Annotated in this window: 21 protein-coding genes; 11 read left to right on the top strand and 10 right to left on the bottom strand. The window is 72.4% G+C overall.

Annotated elements, in window-relative coordinates; translation table 11 throughout:
* The first annotated feature begins 7 nt into the window (after positions 1-7).
* The 3 genes from IF00_RS0115995 (at position 8) to IF00_RS0115985 (ending at position 2,318) form a co-directional block, all read left to right on the top strand.
* Positions 8-373 (top strand): YciI family protein, encoded by a 366-nt coding sequence (locus IF00_RS0115995; protein ID WP_030318596.1) that lies wholly within the window; start codon positions 8-10, stop codon positions 371-373.
* Positions 374-455: 82 nt separating this feature from the next.
* Positions 456-1,661 (top strand): RNA polymerase sigma factor, encoded by a 1,206-nt coding sequence (locus tag IF00_RS0115990; RefSeq protein ID WP_051820310.1) that lies wholly within the window; start codon positions 456-458, stop codon positions 1,659-1,661.
* Between the two features lie 21 nt (positions 1,662-1,682).
* Complete coding sequence (locus tag IF00_RS0115985; protein ID WP_030318592.1) at positions 1,683-2,318, top strand: hypothetical protein; 636 nt, start codon at positions 1,683-1,685, stop codon at positions 2,316-2,318.
* A gap of 54 nt (positions 2,319-2,372) precedes the next feature.
* Here the strand turns inward: IF00_RS0115985 and IF00_RS0115980 are convergent, their stop codons facing one another.
* Positions 2,373-3,563, bottom strand: a complete 1,191-nt coding sequence (locus IF00_RS0115980; RefSeq protein WP_051820287.1) for a class I SAM-dependent methyltransferase — start codon at positions 3,561-3,563, stop codon at positions 2,373-2,375.
* 129 nt (positions 3,564-3,692) lie between these two features.
* Between IF00_RS0115980 and IF00_RS0115975 the strand changes: the two genes are divergently transcribed.
* The 4 genes from IF00_RS0115975 (at position 3,693) to groL (ending at position 7,030) form a co-directional block, all read left to right on the top strand.
* Complete coding sequence (locus tag IF00_RS0115975) at positions 3,693-4,619, top strand: polysaccharide deacetylase family protein (RefSeq protein ID WP_030318588.1); 927 nt, start codon at positions 3,693-3,695, stop codon at positions 4,617-4,619.
* Entirely contained in the window at positions 4,616-4,807 is a 192-nt protein-coding gene (locus tag IF00_RS0115970) for a hypothetical protein (RefSeq protein ID WP_030318586.1), read from the top strand. The genes IF00_RS0115975 and IF00_RS0115970 overlap by 4 nt, the downstream gene beginning before the upstream one ends.
* 175 nt (positions 4,808-4,982) lie before the next feature.
* Positions 4,983-5,291 (top strand): co-chaperone GroES, encoded by a 309-nt coding sequence (gene groES / locus IF00_RS0115965; protein ID WP_017239619.1) that lies wholly within the window; start codon positions 4,983-4,985, stop codon positions 5,289-5,291.
* A 110-nt stretch (positions 5,292-5,401) separates the two neighbouring features.
* Positions 5,402-7,030: a chaperonin GroEL gene (gene groL / locus IF00_RS0115960; RefSeq protein WP_030318584.1), complete on the top strand. Its 1,629-nt coding sequence runs from the start codon at positions 5,402-5,404 to the stop codon at positions 7,028-7,030.
* A 72-nt stretch (positions 7,031-7,102) separates the two neighbouring features.
* Here groL and IF00_RS0115955 read toward each other — a convergent pair whose 3' ends face one another.
* Positions 7,103-7,801, bottom strand: coding sequence for an ester cyclase (locus tag IF00_RS0115955; RefSeq protein ID WP_030318582.1), 699 nt, complete (start codon positions 7,799-7,801; stop codon positions 7,103-7,105).
* A 46-nt stretch (positions 7,802-7,847) separates the two neighbouring features.
* Between IF00_RS0115955 and IF00_RS0115950 the strand changes: the two genes are divergently transcribed.
* Entirely contained in the window at positions 7,848-11,282 is a 3,435-nt protein-coding gene (locus tag IF00_RS0115950; RefSeq protein ID WP_030318581.1) for a hypothetical protein, read from the top strand.
* On the opposite strand, the gene IF00_RS0115945 is transcribed toward IF00_RS0115950, so the two are convergent.
* The 5 genes from IF00_RS0115945 to IF00_RS0115925 form a co-directional block, all read right to left on the bottom strand.
* Positions 11,259-12,281 (bottom strand): hydroxyacid dehydrogenase, encoded by a 1,023-nt coding sequence (locus tag IF00_RS0115945; RefSeq protein ID WP_030318579.1) that lies wholly within the window; start codon positions 12,279-12,281, stop codon positions 11,259-11,261. The genes IF00_RS0115950 and IF00_RS0115945 overlap by 24 nt on opposite strands.
* 17 nt (positions 12,282-12,298) lie before the next feature.
* Positions 12,299-13,156, bottom strand: a complete 858-nt coding sequence (locus IF00_RS0115940) for a carbohydrate ABC transporter permease (protein ID WP_030318578.1) — start codon at positions 13,154-13,156, stop codon at positions 12,299-12,301.
* On the bottom strand, positions 13,153-14,097 hold the full coding sequence (locus tag IF00_RS0115935) for a carbohydrate ABC transporter permease (protein WP_051820284.1): 945 nt from the start codon (positions 14,095-14,097) through the stop codon (positions 13,153-13,155). The genes IF00_RS0115940 and IF00_RS0115935 overlap by 4 nt, the downstream gene beginning before the upstream one ends.
* A 4-nt stretch (positions 14,098-14,101) precedes the next feature.
* Complete coding sequence (locus tag IF00_RS0115930) at positions 14,102-15,430, bottom strand: ABC transporter substrate-binding protein (RefSeq protein WP_030318572.1); 1,329 nt, start codon at positions 15,428-15,430, stop codon at positions 14,102-14,104.
* Between the two features lie 123 nt (positions 15,431-15,553).
* Positions 15,554-16,651 carry a LacI family DNA-binding transcriptional regulator gene (locus tag IF00_RS0115925; RefSeq protein WP_030318570.1) on the bottom strand — a complete coding sequence of 366 codons (1,098 nt, stop codon included), beginning with the start codon at positions 16,649-16,651 and terminating at the stop codon, positions 15,554-15,556.
* Between the two features lie 208 nt (positions 16,652-16,859).
* Here IF00_RS0115925 and IF00_RS0115920 point away from each other — a divergent pair, with 208 nt between their 5' ends.
* Positions 16,860-18,683 carry a DUF2264 domain-containing protein gene (locus IF00_RS0115920; protein WP_037638323.1) on the top strand — a complete coding sequence of 608 codons (1,824 nt, stop codon included), beginning with the start codon at positions 16,860-16,862 and terminating at the stop codon, positions 18,681-18,683.
* Positions 18,684-18,782: 99 nt separating this feature from the next.
* On the opposite strand, the gene IF00_RS0115915 is transcribed toward IF00_RS0115920, so the two are convergent.
* Complete coding sequence (locus IF00_RS0115915; RefSeq protein WP_030318565.1) at positions 18,783-19,556, bottom strand: SDR family NAD(P)-dependent oxidoreductase; 774 nt, start codon at positions 19,554-19,556, stop codon at positions 18,783-18,785.
* A gap of 61 nt (positions 19,557-19,617) precedes the next feature.
* The gene (locus IF00_RS0115910) at positions 19,618-20,292 is read right to left on the bottom strand and encodes an MOSC domain-containing protein (RefSeq protein WP_030318563.1); all 675 of its coding nucleotides are present in this window, start codon (positions 20,290-20,292) and stop codon (positions 19,618-19,620) included.
* Between the two features lie 81 nt (positions 20,293-20,373).
* Between IF00_RS0115910 and IF00_RS0115905 the strand changes: the two genes are divergently transcribed.
* Entirely contained in the window at positions 20,374-21,291 is a 918-nt protein-coding gene (locus tag IF00_RS0115905; RefSeq protein WP_030318561.1) for a LysR family transcriptional regulator, read from the top strand.
* A gap of 105 nt (positions 21,292-21,396) precedes the next feature.
* On the opposite strand, the gene IF00_RS0115900 is transcribed toward IF00_RS0115905, so the two are convergent.
* Positions 21,397-21,786 (bottom strand): WhiB family transcriptional regulator, encoded by a 390-nt coding sequence (locus IF00_RS0115900; protein WP_030318559.1) that lies wholly within the window; start codon positions 21,784-21,786, stop codon positions 21,397-21,399.
* 433 nt (positions 21,787-22,219) lie between these two features.
* Here IF00_RS0115900 and IF00_RS0115895 point away from each other — a divergent pair, with 433 nt between their 5' ends.
* Positions 22,220-22,831 carry a response regulator transcription factor gene (locus IF00_RS0115895; RefSeq protein WP_003948568.1) on the top strand — a complete coding sequence of 204 codons (612 nt, stop codon included), beginning with the start codon at positions 22,220-22,222 and terminating at the stop codon, positions 22,829-22,831.
* Positions 22,832-22,970 lie beyond the last annotated feature (139 nt).

The raw sequence follows: 22,970 nt of genomic DNA, 5'->3' as shown, positions 1-22,970 counted from the left end.
AGTCGTCATGCCCCGCTTCCTGTCCCTCGTCCGCATCGAGGAGAACACCATCGACATGGAGAGCGCCGACCCCGGCTTCGAGCAGCGGATGGGTGCGCTCTTCGAGGAGATCACCAAGGCCGGGGCCATGGTGGACACCGCCGGGCTCAGGCCGACCTCCGAGTCCACCCGGATCACCTGGTCGGACGGGAAGCTGTCGTTCACCGACGGACCGTTCACCGAGACCAAGGAGGTCGTCGGCGGCTACGCGATGCTTCAGTGCAAGGACATGGCCGAGGCCGTCGAGTGGGGGAAGCGGTTCCTCGCCGTGCACCCGCCGCACTGGAAGGTCGGGCTGGAGGTCCGCGAGGTCGAGGAGATGCCGGAGGGCTGACCGGTTCCGGAGCCGTTCCTGTGCTGTCATGTGAGACGTGACGGCACAGACGGTCGAGGAGACGCTGGAGACGGTCTTCCGGATGGAGTCGGCGCGGATCATCGCCACGGTGGCGCGGATCGTCCGCGACGTCGGCATCGCCGAGGAGATCGCCCAGGACGCGCTCGTCTCCGCCCTTGAGCAGTGGCCGCGGGCAGGGGTCCCGGAGCGCCCGGGAGCCTGGCTGACGGCCGCCGCCAAGCACCGGGCCGTCGACCTGGTGCGGCGCCGCGAGACGTACGCGCGGAAGCTCGCGGAGGTGGGCCGCACGCTCTCCGAGGAGTCGTACGATCCCGAGCCCTCGGGCCCCGGGGACATCGACGACGACGTTCTGCGGCTGATCTTCACCGCCTGCCATCCGGTGCTCTCGGCCGAGGCCCGGGCCGCCCTCACCCTGCGGCTCGTCGGCGGGCTGCGGACGGACGAGATCGCCCGCGCCTTCCTCGTGCCGGAGGCGACCGTCGCGGCCCGGATCACCCGCGCCAAGCGGGCGCTCGCGAAGGCGGGCGTGGAGTTCGAGGTGCCGTACGGGGAGGACCGGGCGGCCCGGCTCGGCTCCGTCCTGGAGGTCGTCTACCTGATCTTCAACGAGGGGTACGCGGCGACCGCGGGCGACGACCTGCTGCGGCCGGCCCTCTGCGAGGACGCGCTGCGGCTCGCCCGCGTCCTCGCCGCGCTCGTCCCGCAGGAGGGCGAAGCGCAGGGGCTCGTCGCCCTCCTGGAGCTCCAGGCCTCCCGGACGGCGGCCAGGACCGGGCCCGACGGGCGGCCGGTGCTGCTCGCCGCGCAGGACCGGCGGCGCTGGAACCGGCTGCTCATCCGGCGCGGATACGCCGCGCTCGAACGCGCGGGGGACGGGCGCTCGTACGGGCCGTACGCCCTCCAGGCCGCGATCGCCGCCCTCCACGCGCGGGCGGCCTCGTACGAGGAGACGGACTGGGCCACGATCGCCGCGCTGTACGGGAAGCTGGGCGCCCTCGCCCCCTCGCCGGTCGTCGAACTGAACCGCGCGGTCGCCGTGTCGATGGCCGAGGGCCCCGCGGCGGCCCTGCCGATCGTCGACGCCCTCGCCGCCGAACCGGACCTGGCCCGCTACCACTTGCTGCCGAGCGTCCGCGGCGACCTGCTGGCCCGCCTCGGACGGGCGGAGGAGGCGCGGGCGGAGTTCGAGAGGGCGGCGGAACTCACCCGCAACGAGAGCGAACGGGCGCTGCTGCGGGGGAAGGCGCGGGAGTTGGACGTGTCGTGACGCGCCCTTAGGGTGCTTGGCATGTCCCCGCGTAACCCGTTGCCCCCGCCGCCCCCGCCCGCCGAGATCCGGAGCTGGCCCGACCGGGACGCGCGGCTCGCCGACCGGGCGCGGGCCCTGGACGAGCTCGGCAGGCGGCTGCTCGGGGGCGTGCGGCTCGCGATGTTCCTGACCTGGTTCCTCCTGCTCCAGCTGGGCTGGGGGCTGATCGGCGTCCTGCTCACCTCGATGGGACAGTCCGTCCCCGACCCGCTGATGCTGATGACCGGGCTCGTCACGTCGGTCCTCGGCATCGGAGTCCTCGTCCCGGCCGTATGGCTGACGATCCGCAGCCTGCGGCACGACCGGACGGTCCGCGAGCGGCTCGCCCAGTGGGCGGTCCTGGACCGGCACGGCCCGACGGACGCCCGGCTGCGCGCCCCCGTCCTCAGCGCCTGCTGGCTGCTGCTGTCCTTCGCGATGTGCGGCCTCGGACTCTGGATGGGCTTCGCGGTCCCGGCGGGGGTCAGCCGCCACGACGGGTACGGCCTGGTCGCCTACGGCATGGGCGTCGCCATGATCCTCTGGGTCACCGGCCTGACGGGCCTGGTGAAGGCCGTAGGGCACTACCGCTTCGCGGTGCGGCTGACGGGCCGTGGGTCGTCGGCGGCGTCCTGAGAGGGGCCACGACCGGCCCGCCGTCCTCGTCCCGGGCAGGGGCGGGCGGCGGGGTCAGCGCCCGCCGCCGGCCGGGCGGCCGATCAGCATCGTCGGGGCTCCCGCGACGCGGGTGAGCAGGACCGTCGCCGCGTTCGGGCCCTTCGGCTTCACCTTGCGGCGGATCTCCTCCGGTTCGACCGCGGAGCCGCGCTTCTTCACTGTCAGGGTCCCGACCTCGCGTTCCCTCAGCAGGGCCTTCAACTTCTTGAGGTTGAAGGGGAGTTCGTCGGTGATCTCGTACGCGGCGGCGTACGGCGTCGGGACCGGCTCGTCCGCCGTGATGTACGCGATCGTCTCGTCGATCAGACCGCCGGCCAGGTCCTCCGCCACCTCGGCGACGAGGTGCGCGCGGATGACCGCGCCGTCCGGCTCGTAGAGGTAGCGGCCGACCGGGCGGACCGCCGGGTCGGGGAGGCCGCGGCCGGTGAGGCCGGCCCCCGAGGGGAGCAGGGTGGCGCGGCGGGCACCCGGTTCCGTGCCGAACCAGAGGACGGCCTCCTTGACGTCCCCGCCGTCCGAGATCCACTCGGCCTCGGCCTCCGCGGGGACCGCCTCGTGCGGGATGCCCGGGGCCACCTTGAGCGCCGCGTGCGGGGCCCTGCGGGCGGCCTCGACCGCCCAGGAGAGCGGCGGGGAGTACGCCTCGGGGTCGAAGATCCTGCCCCGGCCGCCGCGCCGCGCCGGGTCGACGAAGACCGCGTCGTACGGGGCGGTGTCGATCTCGGTGACGTCCGCGCACCGCACCTCGATGAGCTCCGCGAGGCCGAGCGCCTCGGCGTTGGCGCGGGCGACCTCCGCCGTCAGCGGGTCGCGGTCCACGGCGAGGACCGAGATCCCGGCGCGCGCCAGCGCGATCGCGTCGCCGCCGATGCCGGAGCAGAGGTCCGCGACGCTCCGGACTCCGAGCGCCTTCATCCGGCCGGCCCGGTACGTGCCGACCGAGGCGCGCGTCGACTGCTCGACGCCGTTCGGCGTGAAGTACATCCGGTACGCGTCCTCCGCGCCGAACTTCGCCACCGCCCGCTGTCGCAGCCGCGCCTGCGCGATGGCCGCGGTGACCAGCTCGGCGGGGTGGTCGCGGCGCAGCCGGGAGGCGACCGCCAGCTCCTGGGCGGGGTCGTAGTCGCGGAGGGCCGTGAGGAGTGTCTGCCCCTCGGGGGTGAGCAGCGGGGCGAAGGAGGCGAGGTCGGTCACCCGTCCCATTGTGGGCCCTGCGACGCTGTGGGCCGGCCGGGGGACCGAGAGCACGTACGGCGGTGTCGTACCCCGGAAGGGGCTTCCGCGCTGACAGGATGCGGCGCCATACGACTCGTACGACAAAAGGAATAAACGATGGCAAAAGGTGTGCACGGTTCCTCCCGGGCGCTCGGGGCGGTGCTCGTCGCCGCCGCCCTCGCCTCCGCCGCCACCGGCTGCTCCGAGAGCGCCGAGCCGGACCGCGGCGCGCCCGCCCCCGCCGCCGGGCAGCAGGCACGTGCCCGGGAGCAGGGTGCGGCCGGCGCGCTCAACGCGTACGTCGAGAAGGTCCGCAAGCAGCGCGCCGCCCGCGTGCTCGCCGCCAAGAAGTGGGGCCTGGCCAAGCCCCCGCTCGAAGCCCCGGCCCCGCCCGCCGTCAAGCCGAAGATCACCACCCGCAAGGGCTTCGAGACCGACGGCGAAGGCCTGCCGCCCGTCTTCACCACCGTCCCGACCAAGCAGAAGATCGTCTTCCTGACGATCGACGACGGCTCGGAGAAGGACCCCGAGCTGCTGCGGATGATGAAGGAGCTGCGGATCCCCTACAGCGCCTTCCTCAGCGACTACGTCGTCAAGGACGACTACGGCTACTTCGCCCGGATGCAGAAGTCGCAGGACGGGGGGGTGTCCCTGCACAACCACACCCTCAACCACCGCTACCTGCCCGGACTCTCGTACAAGCAGCAGAAGCGCGAGATCTGCGGCATGCAGGACATCATCGAGAAACGATTCGGCAAGCGGCCCCCGCTGTTCCGCCCGCCGTACGGCAACTACAACGAGGACACCCTGCGCGCCGCCAAGACCTGCGGCGTCGAGGCCGTCCCGCTCTGGGCGGCGGAGGCCTTCCCCGACCACATGGAATGGCGCGAGTGGGACCGGGACCTGCACCCCGGCGACATCGTCCTCACCCACTTCCGGGGCAAGGAGGACTGGAAGGGCAGCATGGCCGACATGGTCCGCCGGGTGATGAACGTGATCACGGCCAAGGGGTACGCCGTCGCCAAGCTCGAGGACTACGTGTGAGCGGACGGCGGGCGCTGCCTCTCCTGGCCGCCGTACTCGTGCTGGGGCTGACCGGCTGCGCCTCGACCGTGGACTCGATCGAGCGGCTCGGCCGGAAGGCGGTGGAACGCGTCGGCACCGGCGAGGCGAAGCCGCCCGCCGCCGCCGGCGGGGCCCTCCCGGGGCCGGAAGCACACCGCCACGAGTGAGGAATTGGCACTCCGCTTGACCGAGTGCTAATCGCGGTCATAGTCTCGGCTCTGGCACTCACCACTGGAGAGTGCCAACAGAGCGACGGGCAGGTCCGGCACCCGCGACGACGGATCCACCTGGTCGCCACCTCAGACAGTTGACCCCGAGATCTCCGAAGGGGGAGGTCGGATCGTGACGACCACCAGCTCCAAGGTTGCCATCAAGCCGCTCGAGGACCGCATTGTGGTCCAGCCGCTCGACGCCGAGCAGACCACCGCCTCTGGCCTGGTCATCCCGGACACTGCCAAGGAGAAGCCCCAGGAGGGCGTCGTCCTGGCCGTGGGCCCGGGCCGCTTCGAGAACGGCGAGCGTCTGCCGCTCGACGTCAAGACCGGCGACATCGTGCTGTACAGCAAGTACGGCGGCACCGAGGTGAAGTACAACGGCGAGGAGTACCTCGTCCTCTCGGCTCGCGACGTGCTCGCGATCGTCGAGAAGTAATTCACCGAAGTATCTGAAGCAGATGCTTTGAGCTGCGCCCCTTGACCCCGCACCGGGCGTCCGGGGGCGCGGTTCGTTCCACCCCATTCCGAGAGGGCTGAACCGCTCCCATGGCGAAGATCCTGAAGTTCGACGAGGACGCCCGTCGCGCCCTTGAGCGCGGCGTCAACAAGCTTGCCGACACGGTGAAGGTGACGATCGGCCCCAAGGGCCGCAACGTCGTCATCGACAAGAAGTTCGGCGCCCCCACCATCACCAACGACGGTGTCACGATCGCCCGCGAGGTCGAGATCGAGGACCCGTACGAGAACCTCGGCGCCCAGCTGGTGAAGGAGGTGGCGACCAAGACCAACGACATCGCGGGTGACGGCACCACCACCGCCACCGTGCTCGCCCAGGCCCTGGTCCGCGAGGGTCTGCGCAACGTCGCCGCGGGTGCCTCCCCGGCCGCCCTGAAGAAGGGCATCGACGCCGCCGTCAAGGCCGTCTCCGACGAGCTGCTCGCCACCGCGCGCCCGATCGAGGACAAGTCCGACATCGCCGCCGTGGCCGCGCTCTCCGCGCAGGACCAGCAGGTCGGCGAGCTCATCGCCGAGGCGATGGACAAGGTCGGCAAGGACGGTGTCATCACCGTCGAGGAGTCCAACACCTTCGGCCTGGAGCTCGACTTCACCGAGGGCATGGCCTTCGACAAGGGCTACCTGTCCCCGTACATGGTGACCGACCAGGAGCGTATGGAGGCCGTCCTCGACGACCCGTACATCCTGATCAACCAGGGCAAGATCTCCTCGATCCAGGACCTGCTCCCCATCCTGGAGAAGGTCATCCAGGCCGGCGCCGGCAAGCCGCTCCTGATCATCGCCGAGGACGTCGAGGGCGAGGCCCTGTCGACCCTGGTCGTGAACAAGATCCGTGGCACCTTCAACGCCGTGGCCGTCAAGGCCCCCGGCTTCGGTGACCGCCGCAAGGCCATGCTCGGCGACATCGCCACCCTCACCGGTGCGACCGTCATCGCCGAAGAGGTCGGCCTCAAGCTCGACCAGGCCGGTCTCGACGTGCTCGGCACCGCCCGCCGCGTCACCATCACCAAGGACGACACCACGATCGTCGACGGTGGCGGCGACTCGTCCGAGGTGGCCGGCCGCGTCAACCAGATCAAGGCCGAGATCGAGTCCACGGACTCCGACTGGGACCGCGAGAAGCTCCAGGAGCGCCTCGCGAAGCTGGCCGGCGGCGTGTGCGTGATCAAGGTCGGCGCCGCCACCGAGGTGGAGCTGAAGGAGAAGAAGCACCGTCTCGAGGACGCCATCTCGGCGACCCGCGCCGCGGTCGAGGAGGGCATCGTCTCCGGCGGTGGCTCCGCGCTCGTCCACGCCGTCAAGGTCCTCGAGGGCAACCTCGACAAGACCGGCGACGAGGCCACGGGTGTCGCGGTCGTCCGCCGCGCCGCCGTCGAGCCGCTGCGCTGGATCGCCGAGAACGCCGGCCTCGAGGGCTACGTCATCACCTCGAAGGTGGCGGAGCTCGACAAGGGCCAGGGCTTCAACGCCGCGACCGGCGAGTACGGCGACCTGGTCAAGGCCGGCGTCATCGACCCGGTGAAGGTGACGCGCTCCGCGCTGGAGAACGCCGCCTCGATCGCCTCCCTCCTCCTCACCACCGAGACCCTCGTGGTGGAGAAGAAGGAAGAGGAGCCGGCGGACCACGGTCACGGCCACGGTCACGGCCACTCGCACTGACGCGTGCCGTAACTGATCACCGAGGCCCGGTGCCCCCGTCGCGGGGGCACCGGGCCTCGGTGCTTCTCCCCGCTACCCCTCCACGGCGCCGAGCTGTGCCATCAGTCCGAGGAGGTCGTACTGCCACCACCCCTCGACGATCTTCCCGTCGTCCCGGAAGCGGTGGATGACCGTCCCGGTCATCGTCACCTCCATGCCGGACGGCTGGAGCCCCATGAAGTCCCCGGTATGGGTGCCGTTCCAGGTCCAGCGGGTGCAGACCCGGTCGCCCTCGGCGATCTGGTCGTCGACGGTGAAGGCGAAGTCGAAGCCGCCCCGCCACATCTCCACCTCGCGCCGGACGGCGTCCATGCCGATGACGTCCTGCTCATTGGTCGGATCATGGTCGTGGTACCCCTCGGCCAGCACCTCGTCGAGCAGGGCGAGCTCCTGCTCGGCGGCGAGCATCTCCATCAGCCGCCGGGCGTTGGCCTTGTACATCGCCTCGTCCCGGACCACGTCCAGATCGGTGAACGTCGGCATCTCGTCACAGAGCGCCACCATCTCCCGGAAGATCCGGTCGGTCTCGGGAAGCTGCGAGTTCCGCATGGCCACGTCGTAGGACGGGAACTCCACGATCTCCACGAGGTGCGAGGAATCGGCCCGGTCCTTGCCGAGAATGCTGTGCGTGGCGGTCCGCTTGCCCTTGGTCTGCTCGATCCACCGGTCCATGAGCCGGCTCATGTCGTCGATCCGGCTGGTCTTGAAGTCGATGATCTGCGTGAACGTCATGACGCCTCCCGACCCAGGTGCGATCTCTCCAGTCTAGGTTGGGCGCATGGAGCAGGCAGGGGGAGAGCGGTCGGTCACGGTCGACAACGAGACGGGCGTCGTCGTGATCGGCGACGGCAACCGGGTCGGCCTGAATGCGGGGGCGACGGTCCGCTCGGCGTACCGGGAACAGGTCCGGCGCATCGCCCCGCCGGAACTCGTCGGCCGAGAGGCCGAGTTGGCCGAACTCGCCGCCTTCTGCCTCACGGGGGACGGGTACCGGTGGTGGCGGGCGGACGCCTGGGCCGGGAAGACGGCGCTCATGGCCTGGTTCGCGCTCGACCCGCCGGCCGGCGTGCGGATCGTCCCCTTCTTCATCACCGCCCGCCTCGGCTCGCAGAACGATGTCGCCGCCTATGTCGACGTGGTCCTGGAACAGCTCGCGGAGCTGGCCGGCGAAGGGATCCCGGCCCACCTGACCGCCGCCACCAAGGAGGCCCATCTGTTCCGCCTGTACGGCGCGGCCGCCCGGGTCTGCGCCGCGCGCGGCGAACGGATGGTCCTGCTGGTCGACGGCCTGGACGAGGACCGGGGCGTGACGACGGGCCCGGAAGCCCGCTCGATCGCGAGCCTGCTGCCCGTCTCCGGGCCGGTCGTCGTCTCCGGCCGGCTGAACCCGCCGCTCCCCGCGGACGTGCGGCCGGACCATCCGCTCAGGAACCCGGAGGTCGTACGCGTCCTCCCGCCGTCCCCACGGGCCCGCGCGATCAGGGCGGAGGCGGAGCGCGAGCTCAAGCACCTCCTGGCGGCGGGCGGACTCCCGTACGAGCTCCTCGGGCTGGTCACCGCCTCGGGCGGCGGCCTGACGGCGGACGACCTCGCGGAGCTGACCGGAGACGTGCCCTACCGGGTGCGGGACCTGCTCCGTACCGGCCCCGGACGCACGTTCGCGCTCCGCGGCGGGGGATACCTCCTCGCCCACGAGGAACTGGTCGTCCAGGCACGGGAGATGCTGGGCCCGCGCGAGCAGGAGCGGTGGCGAGGGGTCCTGCGCGGATGGGCGGAGGACCGGCGGGCCCGGGGCTGGCCGGCGGACACACCGGCGTACCTGCTGCACGGCTGGTTCACCATGCTGCGAGCGGCCGGAGACCAGGACGGGATGGTGGAGTGCGCACTCGACGCGGTACGGCACGACCGGCTGCTCGCCGCCACGGGCGGCGACGGGGCGGCGCTTGCCGAGATCGAGGCGGCAGGGGAGGCGGCGCTCGCGCGGGGTGACCGTCCTGCCCTCCTCACCGCGCTGCTGCGGCTGGCCCTGCGGCGGGCCGCGCTGCGGGACCGCAACGGCCAGGTCCCCGCCGACCTGCCCGTGGCCTGGGCCGAGCTCGGCGAGCGGGACCGCGCGCTGGCGCTCGCGCGCGGACTCGCACCGCCGAACCGGATCCGGGCCCTGTGCGCCCTCGCCGAACTGCTGTACGCCGACGGCCGGCAGGAACGGGCCCATGCCCTCCTGGACGAGGCGGACTCCCTGGCCCGCGCCGAACACCAGAGCCAGGAACGCCCCTTCGCGCTCTGGGCCGTCGGCGACTCCTGGCTCGCCGTCGGCGCGGCGGACCGGGCGGAGGGGGTCATGAACGCGCTGTCGGGGGCGATCCTGCGCCGTCGTCCGCTGCTGGCCCTGGTGGCTTTCCGGTGCGGCGCGGGCGAGTTCCGGCGTGCCCTGGAGGCGGTGCGCGAGGTGAGGGAGCCCCGGACCCGTGCCCTCGGCCACGCGATCGTCTGCGGCGCCCTCGCGGCATCGTCCCGTGAACCCGAGGCCCTGGCCCTCGCCCGGTCGGAGCAGGGATTCGGGAGGGTGCTGGGGCTGCTGCGCATCGCGGCGGCCCCGGGTACCGCCGACCCTTCCACGGCCCCCGGCGCCCCGGGTCCCCAGGCGTCGCCCCGGCCCGGCCGCCTCGTTCACGAAGCGCTCGCACTCGTCGAGGAAGAGGCTCCCGCCGGCGGGAGCGAGCTCGCCGCCGAGTTGATCACCGCTCTCGTGGCCGCCGGAGCCGCCGCGCGGGCCGAGACGCTCGCCGTCGAGCCCGGGACCTCGCGTCACGGTGAGGCGATGCGCCTCGCCCTGGTCAAGGCGCTGGCACAGCAGGGGGACCCGGAACGGGCCGAGGAGCTCCTCGCCCTGCTCACCTCGGAGAGCAGCCGGAGCCACGCCCGCGCCGTACTCGTCGAGGCATGGGCCGAGCAGGACGCCGTCGACAGGATCCGACCCGTTCTCGCCGAGCTGACCGACCGGTTCAGCCGTCCCCGCGCCGTACGGGCGGCCCTCGGAGCCCTCGTCCGGACGGGGTACGTCGAGGAGGCCGAGGCTCTCGCGGCGAACGAACCCGATGTGGCCGATCCGCAGGGATCGGGCCTGAAGGTGTGCCTCGTCCGTGCCCTCACCGCGGCGGGTCACCGCGAGCGGGCCGCCGCGCTCCTGAGCCGGGTGGAGGAGGTGAGCCGGGCGCCCCGGCACGAGGACGTCGCCCCTGTCCTGGCCGCCGTGGCGGAGTCACTGGCCCTGGCCGGACACCTCGCGCCCGCACGGATCCTGACGGACGGCCTGGAGGCGGGTACGGACCGGGAACCGCACCTGCTCCGGGTCGTCCGGGCCCTCCTCGCGACGGGCCGCTTCGAGGAGGCCGAGCGGCAGTCCCGGGGAGCCCGCGTCGATCAGCGGGAGTACCTGGCCGGGCTGATCGCCCGCGCCCGGGAGGCCGAGGGTCCCGACGAGCTGCTCCGGGAGTTCGGCCGGCCGACCGAGCGACGCGGCTGTGTGCGGCTGAGCGGCGACGGCGTACCGCGCCCCCGGCTGCCCGCGCCCGAGACCGGGGTCCCGGCCGCGGAGGTGGAGGCCCGGGCGGCGCGCGCCCGGGCCCTGCACGGGGAGGGCCGGGACGACGAGGCGGCCCTGGAGCTGGACCGCGCGGTGGCCGCCGCGCGCGGGACCCTGCGGTACACGGCGGTGCCGCTGGCCGCCGTGGTGCGGGCGCAGACGGTCCTGGGCCGGCCGGAGGAGGCCGCAGACCTGCTGGCCGAGGCGTCGTCGTACCTGCGTCCCGCCGACGGGCGCCGCGAGGTGTCGTTCGTGGCGCAGGCGTGCGTCGCGGCCGGTCGGCACGACGACGCGGAGTCGCTGGTGACGGAGGCGACCGCGGAGCTGACCGAGGAGACCGCCGCGCTCCGGCTCGACCTCGCGGAGGTGTGGGCCCGCGCCGGTGAGCACGGGCGGGCCGAGGCCCTTCTCGACGGGCTCGCGCGCGTCGGCCTGGCCAGGGCCCGGGCCTACGCGGTCCTGGCCCTGGCGCACCCCGACCCCGTCCGCGCCCGCGAGATCGCCGCGCTCGCCCTGCACGTGGGGCCCTGGTACGAGGCGCTGCCGGCCGTCCTGCGCCACGAGCCCGAGGCCGTTCCCCTGGTCCTCGCCGAGGCCGACCGGCTACGCCGAACGCTGGAGGTCTGACGCCCTGACCTCCTCCGCGAACGGTTCGCCCCGGACGTACCGTCCCACCTCGTCGAGGGCCTGGTCCGTCATCCGGTGGAGTTCGTTGCCCAGGGAGCCCGCCACGTGCGGGGTGAGCAGGACGTTCGGGAGGGTGTAGAGGGGGGAGTCGGGGGGTGGGAGTTCCGGGTCCGTGACGTCCAGGGTCGCGTGGAGGCGGCCCGAGGTCAGGTGGGGGAGGAGGGCCCGCTCGTCGATCAGGGAGCCCCGGGAGGTGTTGATCAGGGTCGTTCCGTCGCGCATCGCCGCCAGTTGGGGGGCGCCGATCATGTGGGTCGTGGACGGGAGCTGGGGGGCGTGGACCGAGACGACCGTGCTGCGGGCGCACAGGTCGTCGAGGTCGGTCACCAGTTCCACGCCGGGCGGCGGGACGTCGACGTACGGGTCGTACAGGAGGATCTCGATGTCGAAGGGGCGCAGCAGGTCGATCACCCTGCGGCCGATCCGGGACGCGCCGACGATGCCGACCGTGCGGCGGTAGTTGCCCCAGGTGGCGGACTCGGTGAGCCAGGCGTGGTCGGCGCGGAGTTCGGCGTACCGCTGGGCCGAGCCGAGGACCCGTTTTCCCGCGAAGAGGATCGCGGCGAGCGTGTACTCCGCCACCGGCAGCGCGTTGGCCGCGGCGGCCGAGGTGACGCGCAGGCCGCGGTCCCAGCAGTCCTCGGTGATGTGGTGCTTGACCGAGCCGGCCGCGTGGACCACTGCCCGCAGGCGCGGTGCGCGGTCCAGGATGTCGGCGGTCAGCGGGGTCGCTCCCCAGCAGGTGAGGAGGATCTCGGCCTCGGCGAGCGCGGTGGTGATCCGCGGGTCCCGGGACGTCAGGTCGTGGGCGACCAGGTGCGGGTCCGTGCGGGTGAGCGTGCCGAGGCGGGTGCGGTGGGTGTCCGTGAGGAGGCGTTCGGCTACGCCCTCGCCCATCGCGAGCAGCAGCGCGGGGCGGTTGTCGGTGGTCGGGTGCATCGTTGTACCTGAGCTCCTCACTTGACGCTGCCGGCCGTCAGACCGGCCTTCCAGTGGCGCTGGAGGGAGACGAAGGCGACGACGAGGGGGACGACGGCGAGCAGGGATCCGGTGACGACGAGGGGGTAGAAGTCGGGTTCGGCGTGGGCGTTGCTGTTCCAGGCGTACAGGCCGAGGCTCAGCGGGTAGAGCTTCTGGTCCGACAGCATCACCAGGGGGAGGAAGAAGTTGTTCCAGACGGCGGTGAACTGGAAGAGGAAGACGGTCACGAAGCCGGGCATCACCATGCGCAGACCGATGGACCAGAAGACGCGCAGCTCGCCCGCCCCGTCGATACGGGCTGCCTCCAGGGCCTCGTCGGGGATGTAGCCGGCGCAGAAGACCCGGGACAGGTAGACGCCGAAGGGGTTGACGAGGACGGGGATGAGGACGGCCCAGTAGGTGTTGACGACCCCGACCTCGCTGGCCAGGAGGTACATCGGCAGGGCGAGCGCGGTGGTGGGCACGAGCACGCCCAGGAGGACGAGGCCGAAGAGCTTCTCCTTGCCCCGGAAGTCGTAGACGTGGAAGGCGTAGCCGGCGGCGACGCTGACGAACGAGCAGGCGAGGGCGCCGAGTCCGGCGTACAGCAGGCTGTTGGCGTACCAGTGGAAGTAGATGCCGTCGTTGTACTCGGCGAGCCGGGTGAGGTTGCCGCCCAGGTCGAAGCCCTCGAAGGAGAAGGCGTTTCCGGCGAGGAGGCCGCCGGCGTCCTTGGTGGCGGCGGTCAGCAGCCAGACCAGCGGGAAGAGCATGTAGACGACGGCGAGGACGAGGGCGCCGTTGACGGCGGCCTTGGAGAGCCAGACGGAGCCGGTGCGGGGTCGGCCGCTCATGCCGTGCGCTCCTTCCGTGCGGGCGCGGGCTTCCGGGCCGGCGCGGGCGTACGGGCCGTTCCCGCCTTGCGACGGCCCGTCATCCGCGTCACCGCGAACGACAGCAGCGCCGCCGTCAGGGCGAGGAGTACGGACGCGGCCGCGGCGAGTCCGTAGTCGTTGCGGTCGAAGGCCGCGGTGTAGGCGTACATGTTCGGCGTCCAGGTGGAGGTGACGGCGGAGCCCGTGCCCTTGTTGAGGATCAGCGGCTCGGTGAAGAGCTGGAGGGAGCCGATGATCGTGAAGAGGGCGACCATGGCGAGCGAGGCCTTGACGAGCGGGACCTTGACGGAGAAGGCGATGCGCCAGGCGCCGGCCCCGTCGACGGTGGCCGCTTCGAGGACGGAGCGGTCGATGGCCTGGAGGGCCGCGTAGAAGATCACCATGTTGTAGCCGAGCCACTCCCACAGCGCGATGTTGACGACGGAGGGCAGCGCGCCCTCGGGGGAGAAGAAGTCGAAGCCGATGCCTCCGGCCTCCATGGCCTGGACGACCGGGCTGAGCTGGGGTGTGTAGAGGTAGACCCAGATCAGCGCGGCGATGATGCCCGGGACGGCGTGCGGCAGGAAGAGCGCGAGCTGGAAGAAGCGGCGGGCGCGGGCGAGTGCCGAGTCGAGCAGGAGGGCGAGGCCGAGGGCCCCGGCGAGCAGCAGCGGGATGTAGAGCAGGCAGTATCCGAGCAGGACGCCGAAGCCCTCGCGGAAGGCCCGGTCACCCAGCGCCGCGGTGTAGTTGTCGAGGCCGGTGAAGACGGTCTCGGTGCCCCCGAAGCCCAGTCCGGACTGCTTCTCGGTGAAGAGGCTGAGCCAGACCGCGTATCCGATCGGCACCACCATCACCGCGGTGAACAGCAGGAAGAAGGGGGTCAGCAGGATCGTGGCGGCGCGGGTGCGGGCCTTCATCCGGTCAGCCCTCGACCTTCAGGCCGCGCTTGGTGAGTTCGGCGACGGTGGCGTCGTGACCGGCCTTGACGGCGTCGGCGATGCCGGGGCCGCCCTGGGTGATCTTGCCGAAGTGGTCCTTGATGGTGGTGTTGGTGGTGCCGGTGGTCGGGCCCCAGGCCCAGTTCGGGCTGATGGAGGCACCCGCGGCCTCGAAGAGGGCGTAGATGTCCTGGCCTCCGTAGTAGCTCGCGTCGAAGGCCTTCTTGGCGACGGGGCGCAGCGCGGTGGCGGCGGGGAAGGCGGAGGAGGTGCCGGAGGCGATCCGGGCCTTCACGCCGGCCTCGGTGGTGGACATCCACTCGGCGAAGGTGACGGCCGCGGCCTGCTGCTTGCTGTCCTTGGTCACGGCGAAGGAGGTGCCGCCGAGCATGCCGCTGGCGGGCTTGCCGTCCCAGGTGGGCATGGGGGCGACGCCCCACTTGCCGTCCTGCTCGGGCAGGGTGCCCTTGAGGACGCCGGCGCCCCAGGAGGCGCCGAGGTAGCCGATGGTGGTGCCGTTCTTGAGGGAGCCGGTCCACTCGGGGCTGAAGGAGGCGTTCTTGTGGACGAGCCCGGCGTCGAGGAGACCCTGCCAGTAGCCGGCGACCTTGGTGGTGGCCGCGTCGGTGGTGTCGATCTTCCAGGTGTCGTTCTCGGCCTTGAACCACTGGGCGCCGGCCTGCCAGGCCATCGCCTCGAAGGTGGTCGGGTCGTCGGGGAAGAAGGTGGCGATACGGGCCTTGGCGTCGGCCTTCTTGACCTGCTCGGCGGCCTGCTTGAACGCGTCCCAGGTGGTGGGGACCTGGACCTTGTACTTCGCGAAGAGGTCCTTGCGGTAGAAGAAGGCCTGCGGGGCGGCGTCGAAGGGGACGGCCCAGGACTTGCCGCCGAGGGTGGTGAGTTCGACGGTCTGCGGGAGGAGCTTGGCGCGGTCGGCCTCGGTGAACTGGCCGCCGATGTCCTGGAGGGCGCCGGAGCTCACGAACTCGGGGAGCGAGGAGTACTCGATGGAGACGAGGTCGGGGGCGTTGCCGGCCTTCACGGCGTTGGAGATCTTGGCGTAGCCGCCGGCGGTGCCGGAGGGGATCTCCTCGAACTTCACCTGGATGTCGGTGTGGGAGGCGTTGAAGGCGTCGACGACGTCCTTGGAGCCCTTGGCCCAGCCCCAGAAGGTAATGGTCACGGGCCCGTTCGGCTTGTTCGCCGTGCTGTTCGCTGTGTCGTCACCGCTGCCGCCGCAGGCCGTGAGAACGGCGAGGGCGGTGGCGGTGCCGGCTATGACACGGGACGTTCTGCTCCAACTACGGGTCACGGCACGACTCCTGAAGGGCGGCGGCGGGGAGGTTGTGGCCGTGATCCTGTGACCGTTCATGACCGAAGTCAAGAGCGAAAGATTGATTGATCGAAAAAAGATCAGACGCAAGTCGGCCGGAACTCAGGCGGACGACGTCGTGCGCGCCCCGCACGAGTCCCGGACCCGCAGCCTCGGCAACAGCCCCAGATGGCGCCGCGCCGCGTCCTCGTCCGCCCCCTCCGTCAGCCGCTCCACCAGGAGTTCCGTGGCGTGCCGCCCCACCTGCCGCTTCGGCGGCGCGACCGCCGTCAGCGGGGTGTCGGCCAGCGCGGCGACCTCGTCGTCGTACGCGATCAGGGCCAGGTCCTGCGGCACCCGCACGCCCAGCTCGGCGAGGCGCTGCACGATCTCGATCGCGTCCACGTCGTTGTGCACCAGGGCCGCGCTCGCGAGGCCGGACCCGACCGCCTCGTGGAGCGCCCGTACCGCCCGCTCGAAGCCCTCCGGATCCGCCTCCGCCGGTACGGAGTCGATGACCGGCCGGGGCTCCGCGAGGCCCAGGGTGCCCAGCGCCTCGGCGTACCCGGCGCGCACCGCGAGCGCGGTCGGCGAGTCCCGGCGCGCCACGAGCAGCGGGGTCGCGTGGCCGAGGGCGAGCAGGTGGCGCAGGGCGAGCAGGACGCCGTGGGCGTGGTCGGAGGCGACCCGGTCGAGGCCGTCCAGGGGGCTGCCGGGCTCGGCCCGGCGCTCCAGGAGCACGGCCGGTACGGGGAGTTCGGCCAGCCAGTCCCCGTACGCGCGCTGATCCTCGGGCCCCCGCCAGCCCGGTGCGACGAGGACGCCCTCGGCGCCGGCCGCGAGCAGCCCCTCGGTGCGGGCCCGGTCCTCCTCCGGCCGGTAGTCCGAGACGCGCAGGACGAGCCGGGCGCCGGCGCGGGCGGCCGCCTCGTGCGCACCGCGGATGACCTCGGCGAAGTAGTACGTGGCGGAGGGGGCGAGCAGGCCGAGGACCAGGCCCTCGCCGGTCCGTCCGCCGCCCGGGGCGCCCCGCCGCTCGGGCCAGGACACCTGGCCGTGCACCCGGTCGAGCAGGCCCCGGCCCGCCAGGAGTTCGACGTCCCGGCGGGCGGTCACGGGGGAGACCCCGAGCCGCTCGGCCAGTTCGGCGACGCGGGCGGTGCCGCGCTCGCGCACCAGGGCCAGCAGTCGGTCGTGTCGTTCGGCAGCACTCTCGCGCACGGCGCAGTTCCCCCTCGCGGTGGTGGTGGTTCCCCGACCTTAGATCACACGTGGCCCCTGAATGATCGAACGGAAGAAATTTCGATCATTCGCTCCGAATCTCTTGACGTTCGATCGGAGCCTGTTCAGGATTCCCGGCGACGGAGTCGTCACCGCGGGGAGCCCGGGGAAGTTCCCGGGGAAGCCCCAGGGAGCCACAGGGAGCATCATGCCCACGCCGCCCGAGAACCGTGAGCTCAGCCCGTACACCGGCTGGACCCGCGGTCACTGGGAGACCGCGGCCGACCGACTCCTCCTGGCGGTACGCCCGTTCGCCTCCCCCCGGCAGGGACTGATCGACCTGCCGGGCCCCCGGCCCAGCTGGTCCGGAGCCCGCTCCGACGGCCTGGAGGGCTGGGCCCGCACCTTCCTCCTCGCGGCGCTCCGGGTCGCGGGCGCGCGGGGCGAGGACCCGCACGGGCATCTCGACCGGTACGCGGAAGGGCTCGCCGCCGGGACCGCGAAGCCGGGACGCGCGGACGAGGACTCCTGGCCCCTCACCACCGACACCCGCCAGGCGATCGTCGAAGCGGCCTCCGTCGCCCTCGGCCTCCGCCTCACCCGTCCCTGGCTCTGGGACCGGCTCGACGACCGCACCCGCGAACAGGTCGCCGACTGGCTCCGCCCCGCCCTCGGCCCGTCGCCCGTCGACAACAACTGGTGGCTCTTCGGCCTCACCGTCGCCGGCTTCCTCCAGGACGCCGGAGTCGACACCGACCGGGCCGCCGTCACCGTCGACCGCTCCCTCGCCCGGATCGAGGACTGGTACCTCGGCGACGGCTGGTACAGCGACGGCGACAACCGCGCCTTCGACCACTACAACGCCTGGGCCCTGCACTTCTACCCGGTCCTCCACGCCCACCTCGCGGGAGACCGGGAGCTCCTCGACCGGTACGGTCCGCGCCTGCGCGCCCATCTCGACGACTACGTGCACCTCTTCGACGCGAACGGCGCCCCCCTCCCGTACGGGCGCTCCCTGATCTACCGCTTCGCCGCGGCCGCCGCCCCCTGGCTCGGCACCCTCACCGGGCACACCCCGCTCACCCCCGGCGCCACCCGCCGCCTGGCCTCCGGCAACCTGCGGTACTTCCTCGACCGCGGCGCCACCGACCGGGACGGGCTCCTCACGCTCGGCTGGCACGGCCCGTACGCGCCCCTGGTCCAGGAGTACTCCGGCCCCGGCTCCCCGTACTGGGCGTCCAAGGGCTTCCTCGGCCTCCTCCTGCCCGCCGACCACTCCGCCTGGACCGACCGCGAGGAACCCCTGCCGGCCGAACGCGCCGACACCGTCCGGCCCTTCGCCCCGGCCGGGCTGCTCGTCCAGAGCACCGCAGCCGACGGACTCGTACGCCTCCACAACCACGGCAGCAACCATGTGCACAGCGCCGAGGCCGCCGAGGACGACCCCGGCTACGCCCGCCAGGCGTACGCGACCCGTACGGGACCCACCACCGGGCCGGCCCCCGCCGACAACCACTTCGCGCTGCTCGTCGAGGGGAAGCCGACCACCCGGGGCCCCGCCGCACCCGCCGGCACCGGCCCCGGCTGGGCCGCCTCCCGGCACATCCCGTACCCCGGCGTCCGGGTCGTCTCGGCGACCCTCGCCCACGGCCGCGCGGAGGTCCGCGCCCACCTCGTCCTCGACGCCCCGGAGGGGACGCCGGTCCGGCAGACCGGCTGGGCCACCACCCCCGAAGGGCCGCACGCGCAGCTGCACCCGGTCCACGGCTACCCCGCGGACCACGGAGCCGCCGGCCCCACCGAACTCCCCACCGGGGAGACGCTCCAGGGGCCCGGCAGCCGCACCCTCGCCCTGCACGGCGCCACGAGCGGCCCGGCCGCCCTCTTCGTCGCGCTCGCCTCGCTCACCGCCGAGCCCGCCCCGGCCCCCGTCGAGGACCTCGCGGCCGTCCGGGTCACCGGTCACACCCTCCACGTGACCTGGCAGGACGGCACCGTCACGAGACTGGACCTCGACGCACGGGCCGGGTGACGGGGTCTACTTCGGCCCCAGGGTCGGGTGACGGGGTCTACTTCGGCCCCAGGGTCGGGTGACGGGGTCTACTTCGGCCCCAGGGCCGGGTGACGGGGTCTACTTCGGCCCGTACTTCCTGCCCGCCTTCGAGGAGACCCCGCCGAGGAGCCCGCGCGGCGCCAGCTTCACCACACCCATGAGGGCCTTGTAGCGGGGGTCGGGGATCGACAGCGACTTCCCCCGGTCCAGGTCCGCGAGCGCCGCCGTCACCAGCTTGTCCGCGTCGAGCCACATCCAGCCCGGGATGTTGTCCGTCCCCATCCCGGCCCGCTCGTGGAACTCGGTCCGTACGAAGCCGGGGCAGAGCGCCATCAGCCGTACGCCGGTGCCCGCCAGGTCCCGCGCCGCGCCCTGGGTGAACTGCACGACCCAGGCCTTCGACGCCCCGTAGGTGCCCCGGGGCACGAAGGCCGCCACCGAGGCGACATTGACCACGGAGCCCCGCCGGCGCTCCTTCATCGAGGCGGCGGCCGCCGAGGTCAGCCGCAGCACCGCCTCGCAGTGCACCGTGAGCATCTTCAGCTCGTCGGCCATGGACACCTCGAGGAAGCGCCCCTTGTTGCCGAAGCCGGCGTTGTTCACGAGCATGTCCACCGGCTGCTTCGGGTCCGAGAGCCGGGCCTCGACGGCGGCGATGCCCTTCTCCTCGGCGAGGTCCGCCGCGAGCACCTCGGCCTCGATGCCGTGGCGGTCGTGCAGCTCCGTCGCCTGCTCCCGGAGCCGCTTCATGTCCCGGGCCACGAGCACGACGTCGTGGCCGTCCGCGGCGAGCCTCCGTGCGAAAGCGGCCCCGATGCCCGCGGTGGCGCCCGTAATCAGTGCTGTCGTCATACGGGCACGGTAGTGCCACGGCGGAGACGTTCTTGTCCGCGTACCGCCGACCAGACGCGGGCTACGCGCGCGCGTACTTCTCCGCGTACTGGCGTGCGAGCGCGAGGAGTCCGGACTCCATCCACTCGGCGGCGACCAACGTGCTGGGGAGCAGGGCGCGTTCGGTGGTCGCGGCGCGGTGGAGCAGCGCGACGGTGATGCCGTGGTCGGGCCGGTGGACGACCGTGATCGGGTCGCCGGCGCGGATCTCGCCCGGCACGATCACGCGCAGCAGCGCGCCCGGACCGGCGTCGGACTGCGTGAACCGCTTGACCCAGCCCTTCTCCTCCAGGAAGCCCGCGAACGTACGGCAGGGGATGCGGCCGCCGGTGACCTCCAGGACGACCTCCTCGCCGATCCGCCAGCGCTCGCCGATCAGGGCGCCGTTCACGTCGAGGCCCTGGGTCGTGAGGTTCTCGCCGAAGGAGCCGTTGGCGAGCGGGCGGCCGAGCTCGCGCTCCCACCGGTCCAGGTCCTCGCGCGCGAAGGCGTACGCGGCCCGGTCGTCGCCCCCGTGGAAGCGCAGGTCGCACACCGTGTCCCCGGCGAGCCCGCTCCTGCCGACGCCGGGCGCTCCGGGTGCCTCGATCCGGACCGGCCCCTCGACGGGGCGCTTGTCGATGGCGGTCAGGCCGGCCGCGGCCTCGGTGTAGTCCACGGCCTTGGCGCGGCCCACATTCACACTCAGCAAGGTCATGTGGGCACTTTACGGGCACCCGTCTCAAAGCTGAAGGCGGAAAAGTGGGACTTCATCCAAGATTCGCTTATGCTGGAGTCCATGATCGAGGCTCGTCATCTCCGCGTCCTGCGTGCCGTCGCCGCCACCGGCTCCTTCTCGGCCGCCGCGCGCGAACTGGGCTGCACCCAGCCCGCCGTCAGCCAGCAGATGAAGGCCCTCGAAGGCTCCGCCGGTACGCCGCTGCTGATCCGGACGGGACGCGAGATGCGCCTCACCGAGGCCGGTGAGGTCCTGGTCCGCCATGCTTCCGGCATCCTCGCCGGGCTCACCGCCGCGGAGGAGGAGGTCGCCGCGATCGCCGGGCTCCGCGCGGGCCGGGTCCGGCTGGTCTCCTTCCCCAGTGGCAGCTCCACGCTCGTCCCCACCGCGCTCGCCGCGCTGCGGGCCGCGCACCCCGGCACCCGCGTCTCGCTCGTCGAGGCCGAGCCGCCGCGCTCGATCGAGATGCTCCGCGAGGGCGACTGCGACGTGGCCCTCGCCTTCCGGTACGGCGGCGGGCCGGAAGGCCGGCAGGCCGACGGGCAGGCCGAGTGGGACGACCTGGTCGTCCGCCCGATCCTGGCCGACCGCCTGGTGGGCCTGGTCCCCGAGGGGCACCGGCTCGCCGGGGCCGGGTCCGTGGGCATGGCCGAACTGGCCGACGAGTCCTGGATCGCGGGCTGCCCGCGCTGCCGCCGTCAGCTCGTCGACGTGTGCGAGGAGGCGGGCTTCACCCCCCGTATCGACTTCGCCACCGACGACTACCCGGCCGTGGTGGGCCTGGTCGGCGCCGGTCTCGGCGTGGCCGTCCTGCCGGAGCTGGCCATCGAGTCCGTTCGGCCCAGGGGGGCGCGGACCGTGACCGTGGAGCCCGCCGTGGAGCGGGAGATCGTGGCTCTGACGCTGCCCGACCTGGCGCAGGTGCCGGCCGTCGCCGCCACGCTCGACGAACTGACCCGGGCCGCCACGCGCGCGTAGGACGCCGCCTCGCGCGCGTGGGCGCGGCTCCGGTTGTCGGTGCTCCGGTCGTTCGTGCTCCGGTGTGGGTGCTCAGGTTCGGTGCTTAGTTGAGGAAACGTTCCTTCACATGCGCTCCGCAATCGGCCGGCCTGCTGCCGACGCCGATGTCGTCATGGATGTCACGGAAGCCGTGGACGCGACCGACGCGGTCGTCGGCGCCGCCGTGATCAGGCGATTGCGCGCGCGTCCCATGAGCTCTTCGCGTTCGTCCTCGGTGAGGCCGCCCCATACGCCGTAGGGCTCCCGCACGGCGAGTGCGTGTGCCGCGCACTCCGCGCGTACCGGGCACCGCATGCAGACCTCTTTCGCCGAGTTCTCACGCGCACTCCGTGCCGCGCCGCGCTCTCCCTCGGGGTGGAAGAACAGGGAGCTGTCGACGCCGCGGCAGGCCGCGAGCAGTTGCCAGTCCCACAGATCGGCGTTGGGTCCGGGAAGGCGGGAGAAATCTGCCATTGCGCTTGTCCCCTTGAAACCGTGTCGAACGGATAGGTGGGCGGGTGGATGGCTGATGGCCGGGGCTCCTCGTGTCCCCGTCGGTCCGGGTCGGTACACCTACTGTCTAAGTAGATGTAAATATGACTCATTGCGAATCTAGCCACAGACACCGCGAAAAGGGAAGAAATCCCGCTAAATGGGGCATAGCTTTCGATGAAGGGCGAACGGCCCGCGTCGCTCCCCTCCGCGCGCAAGCCCTCACGTAGAGTGCCGAAGGCTGCCGTCCGACCCGTAACTCTTTCGAGTGACCGTCGTTGAGAGTGCGGAGGCGGTTGAAGGAACAAGCGATCGGGCAGGTGTCCGAGAGCGTCAATCGCACAGGTGACGATTACGTACAGCCCTGGAGGCTCAAGGTGACGCGCTACAGCTGCGAGAGCCGCGGAGGTCAGGCATGACATCCGTCCTCGTCTGCGACGACTCCCCGCTTGCCCGAGAGGCGCTCCGCCGCGCGGTCGCGACCGTGCCCGGTGTCGAGCGCGTGACCACCGCGGCCAACGGCGAGGAAGTCCTCCGCCGCTGGGGCGCGGACCGCTCGGACCTGATTCTGATGGACGTACGCATGCCCGGTCTGGGCGGCGTGGAGACCGTCCGCCGGCTGCTCTCCGCGGACCCCGGCGCCCGCATCATCATGCTCACGGTCGCCGAGGACCTCGACGGCGTCGCCCTCGCGGTCGCCGCGGGTGCCCGCGGCTATCTGCACAAGGACGCCTCGCGCGCCGAACTGCGGGCCACCGTCACGCAGGCGCTGGCCGACCCGACCTGGCGGCTCGCCCCGCGCCGGCTCCGTTCGGCCGAGATGGGCGCCGCGCCCACCCTCACCGCGCGCGAGATCCAGGTCCTCGAAGGCATGAGCCACGGCCGGTCCAACGCCGAGATCGGGCGCGAGCTCTTCCTCTCCGAGGACACGGTCAAGACCCACGCCCGGCGTCTCTTCAAGAAGCTGGGCGCCTCGGACCGGGCGCACGCGGTCGCCCTCGGATTCCGCTGGGGTCTGGTCCGCTGAATCGCAGGTCACCGGCTACCTCCCCGTCCCCGCCCGCGTCCGTCGTGGGGTGGACGGGGCAGGCTTGTGTCACTTCCCCGCGCGATGACGCATCCTTGAGATGTGGAGTTCCTCGGGGACGAGTCGATCGAGCGGGAGG

This window comes from Streptomyces flavochromogenes (assembly GCF_000717595.1).
Taxonomy (GTDB): domain Bacteria; phylum Actinomycetota; class Actinomycetes; order Streptomycetales; family Streptomycetaceae; genus Streptomyces; species Streptomyces flavochromogenes.
The sequence above is the reverse complement of the archived record's forward strand: the minus strand, read 5'-3'. Positions and strand labels throughout refer to the sequence as shown.

Bases quoted from the DNA above. Each gene is read 5' to 3' on its own strand.
- IF00_RS0115995 (WP_030318596.1), top strand. From the start codon at position 8: ATGCCCCGCTTCCTGTCCCTCGTCCGCATCGAGGAGAACACCATCGAC.
- IF00_RS0115990 (WP_051820310.1), top strand. From the start codon at position 456: ATGGAGTCGGCGCGGATCATCGCCACGGTGGCGCGGATCGTCCGCGAC.
- IF00_RS0115985 (WP_030318592.1), top strand. From the start codon at position 1,683: ATGTCCCCGCGTAACCCGTTGCCCCCGCCGCCCCCGCCCGCCGAGATC.
- IF00_RS0115980 (WP_051820287.1), bottom strand. From the start codon at position 3,563: ATGGGACGGGTGACCGACCTCGCCTCCTTCGCCCCGCTGCTCACCCCC.
- IF00_RS0115975 (WP_030318588.1), top strand. From the start codon at position 3,693: ATGGCAAAAGGTGTGCACGGTTCCTCCCGGGCGCTCGGGGCGGTGCTC.
- groL (WP_030318584.1), top strand. From the start codon at position 5,402: ATGGCGAAGATCCTGAAGTTCGACGAGGACGCCCGTCGCGCCCTTGAG.
- IF00_RS0115955 (WP_030318582.1), bottom strand. From the start codon at position 7,801: ATGACGTTCACGCAGATCATCGACTTCAAGACCAGCCGGATCGACGAC.
- IF00_RS0115950 (WP_030318581.1), top strand. From the start codon at position 7,848: ATGGAGCAGGCAGGGGGAGAGCGGTCGGTCACGGTCGACAACGAGACG.
- IF00_RS0115945 (WP_030318579.1), bottom strand. From the start codon at position 12,281: ATGCACCCGACCACCGACAACCGCCCCGCGCTGCTGCTCGCGATGGGC.
- IF00_RS0115940 (WP_030318578.1), bottom strand. From the start codon at position 13,156: ATGAGCGGCCGACCCCGCACCGGCTCCGTCTGGCTCTCCAAGGCCGCC.
- IF00_RS0115935 (WP_051820284.1), bottom strand. From the start codon at position 14,097: ATGAAGGCCCGCACCCGCGCCGCCACGATCCTGCTGACCCCCTTCTTC.
- IF00_RS0115920 (WP_037638323.1), top strand. From the start codon at position 16,860: ATGCCCACGCCGCCCGAGAACCGTGAGCTCAGCCCGTACACCGGCTGG.
- IF00_RS0115915 (WP_030318565.1), bottom strand. From the start codon at position 19,556: ATGACGACAGCACTGATTACGGGCGCCACCGCGGGCATCGGGGCCGCT.
- IF00_RS0115910 (WP_030318563.1), bottom strand. From the start codon at position 20,292: ATGACCTTGCTGAGTGTGAATGTGGGCCGCGCCAAGGCCGTGGACTAC.
- IF00_RS0115905 (WP_030318561.1), top strand. From the start codon at position 20,374: ATGATCGAGGCTCGTCATCTCCGCGTCCTGCGTGCCGTCGCCGCCACC.
- IF00_RS0115900 (WP_030318559.1), bottom strand. From the start codon at position 21,786: ATGGCAGATTTCTCCCGCCTTCCCGGACCCAACGCCGATCTGTGGGAC.
- IF00_RS0115895 (WP_003948568.1), top strand. From the start codon at position 22,220: ATGACATCCGTCCTCGTCTGCGACGACTCCCCGCTTGCCCGAGAGGCG.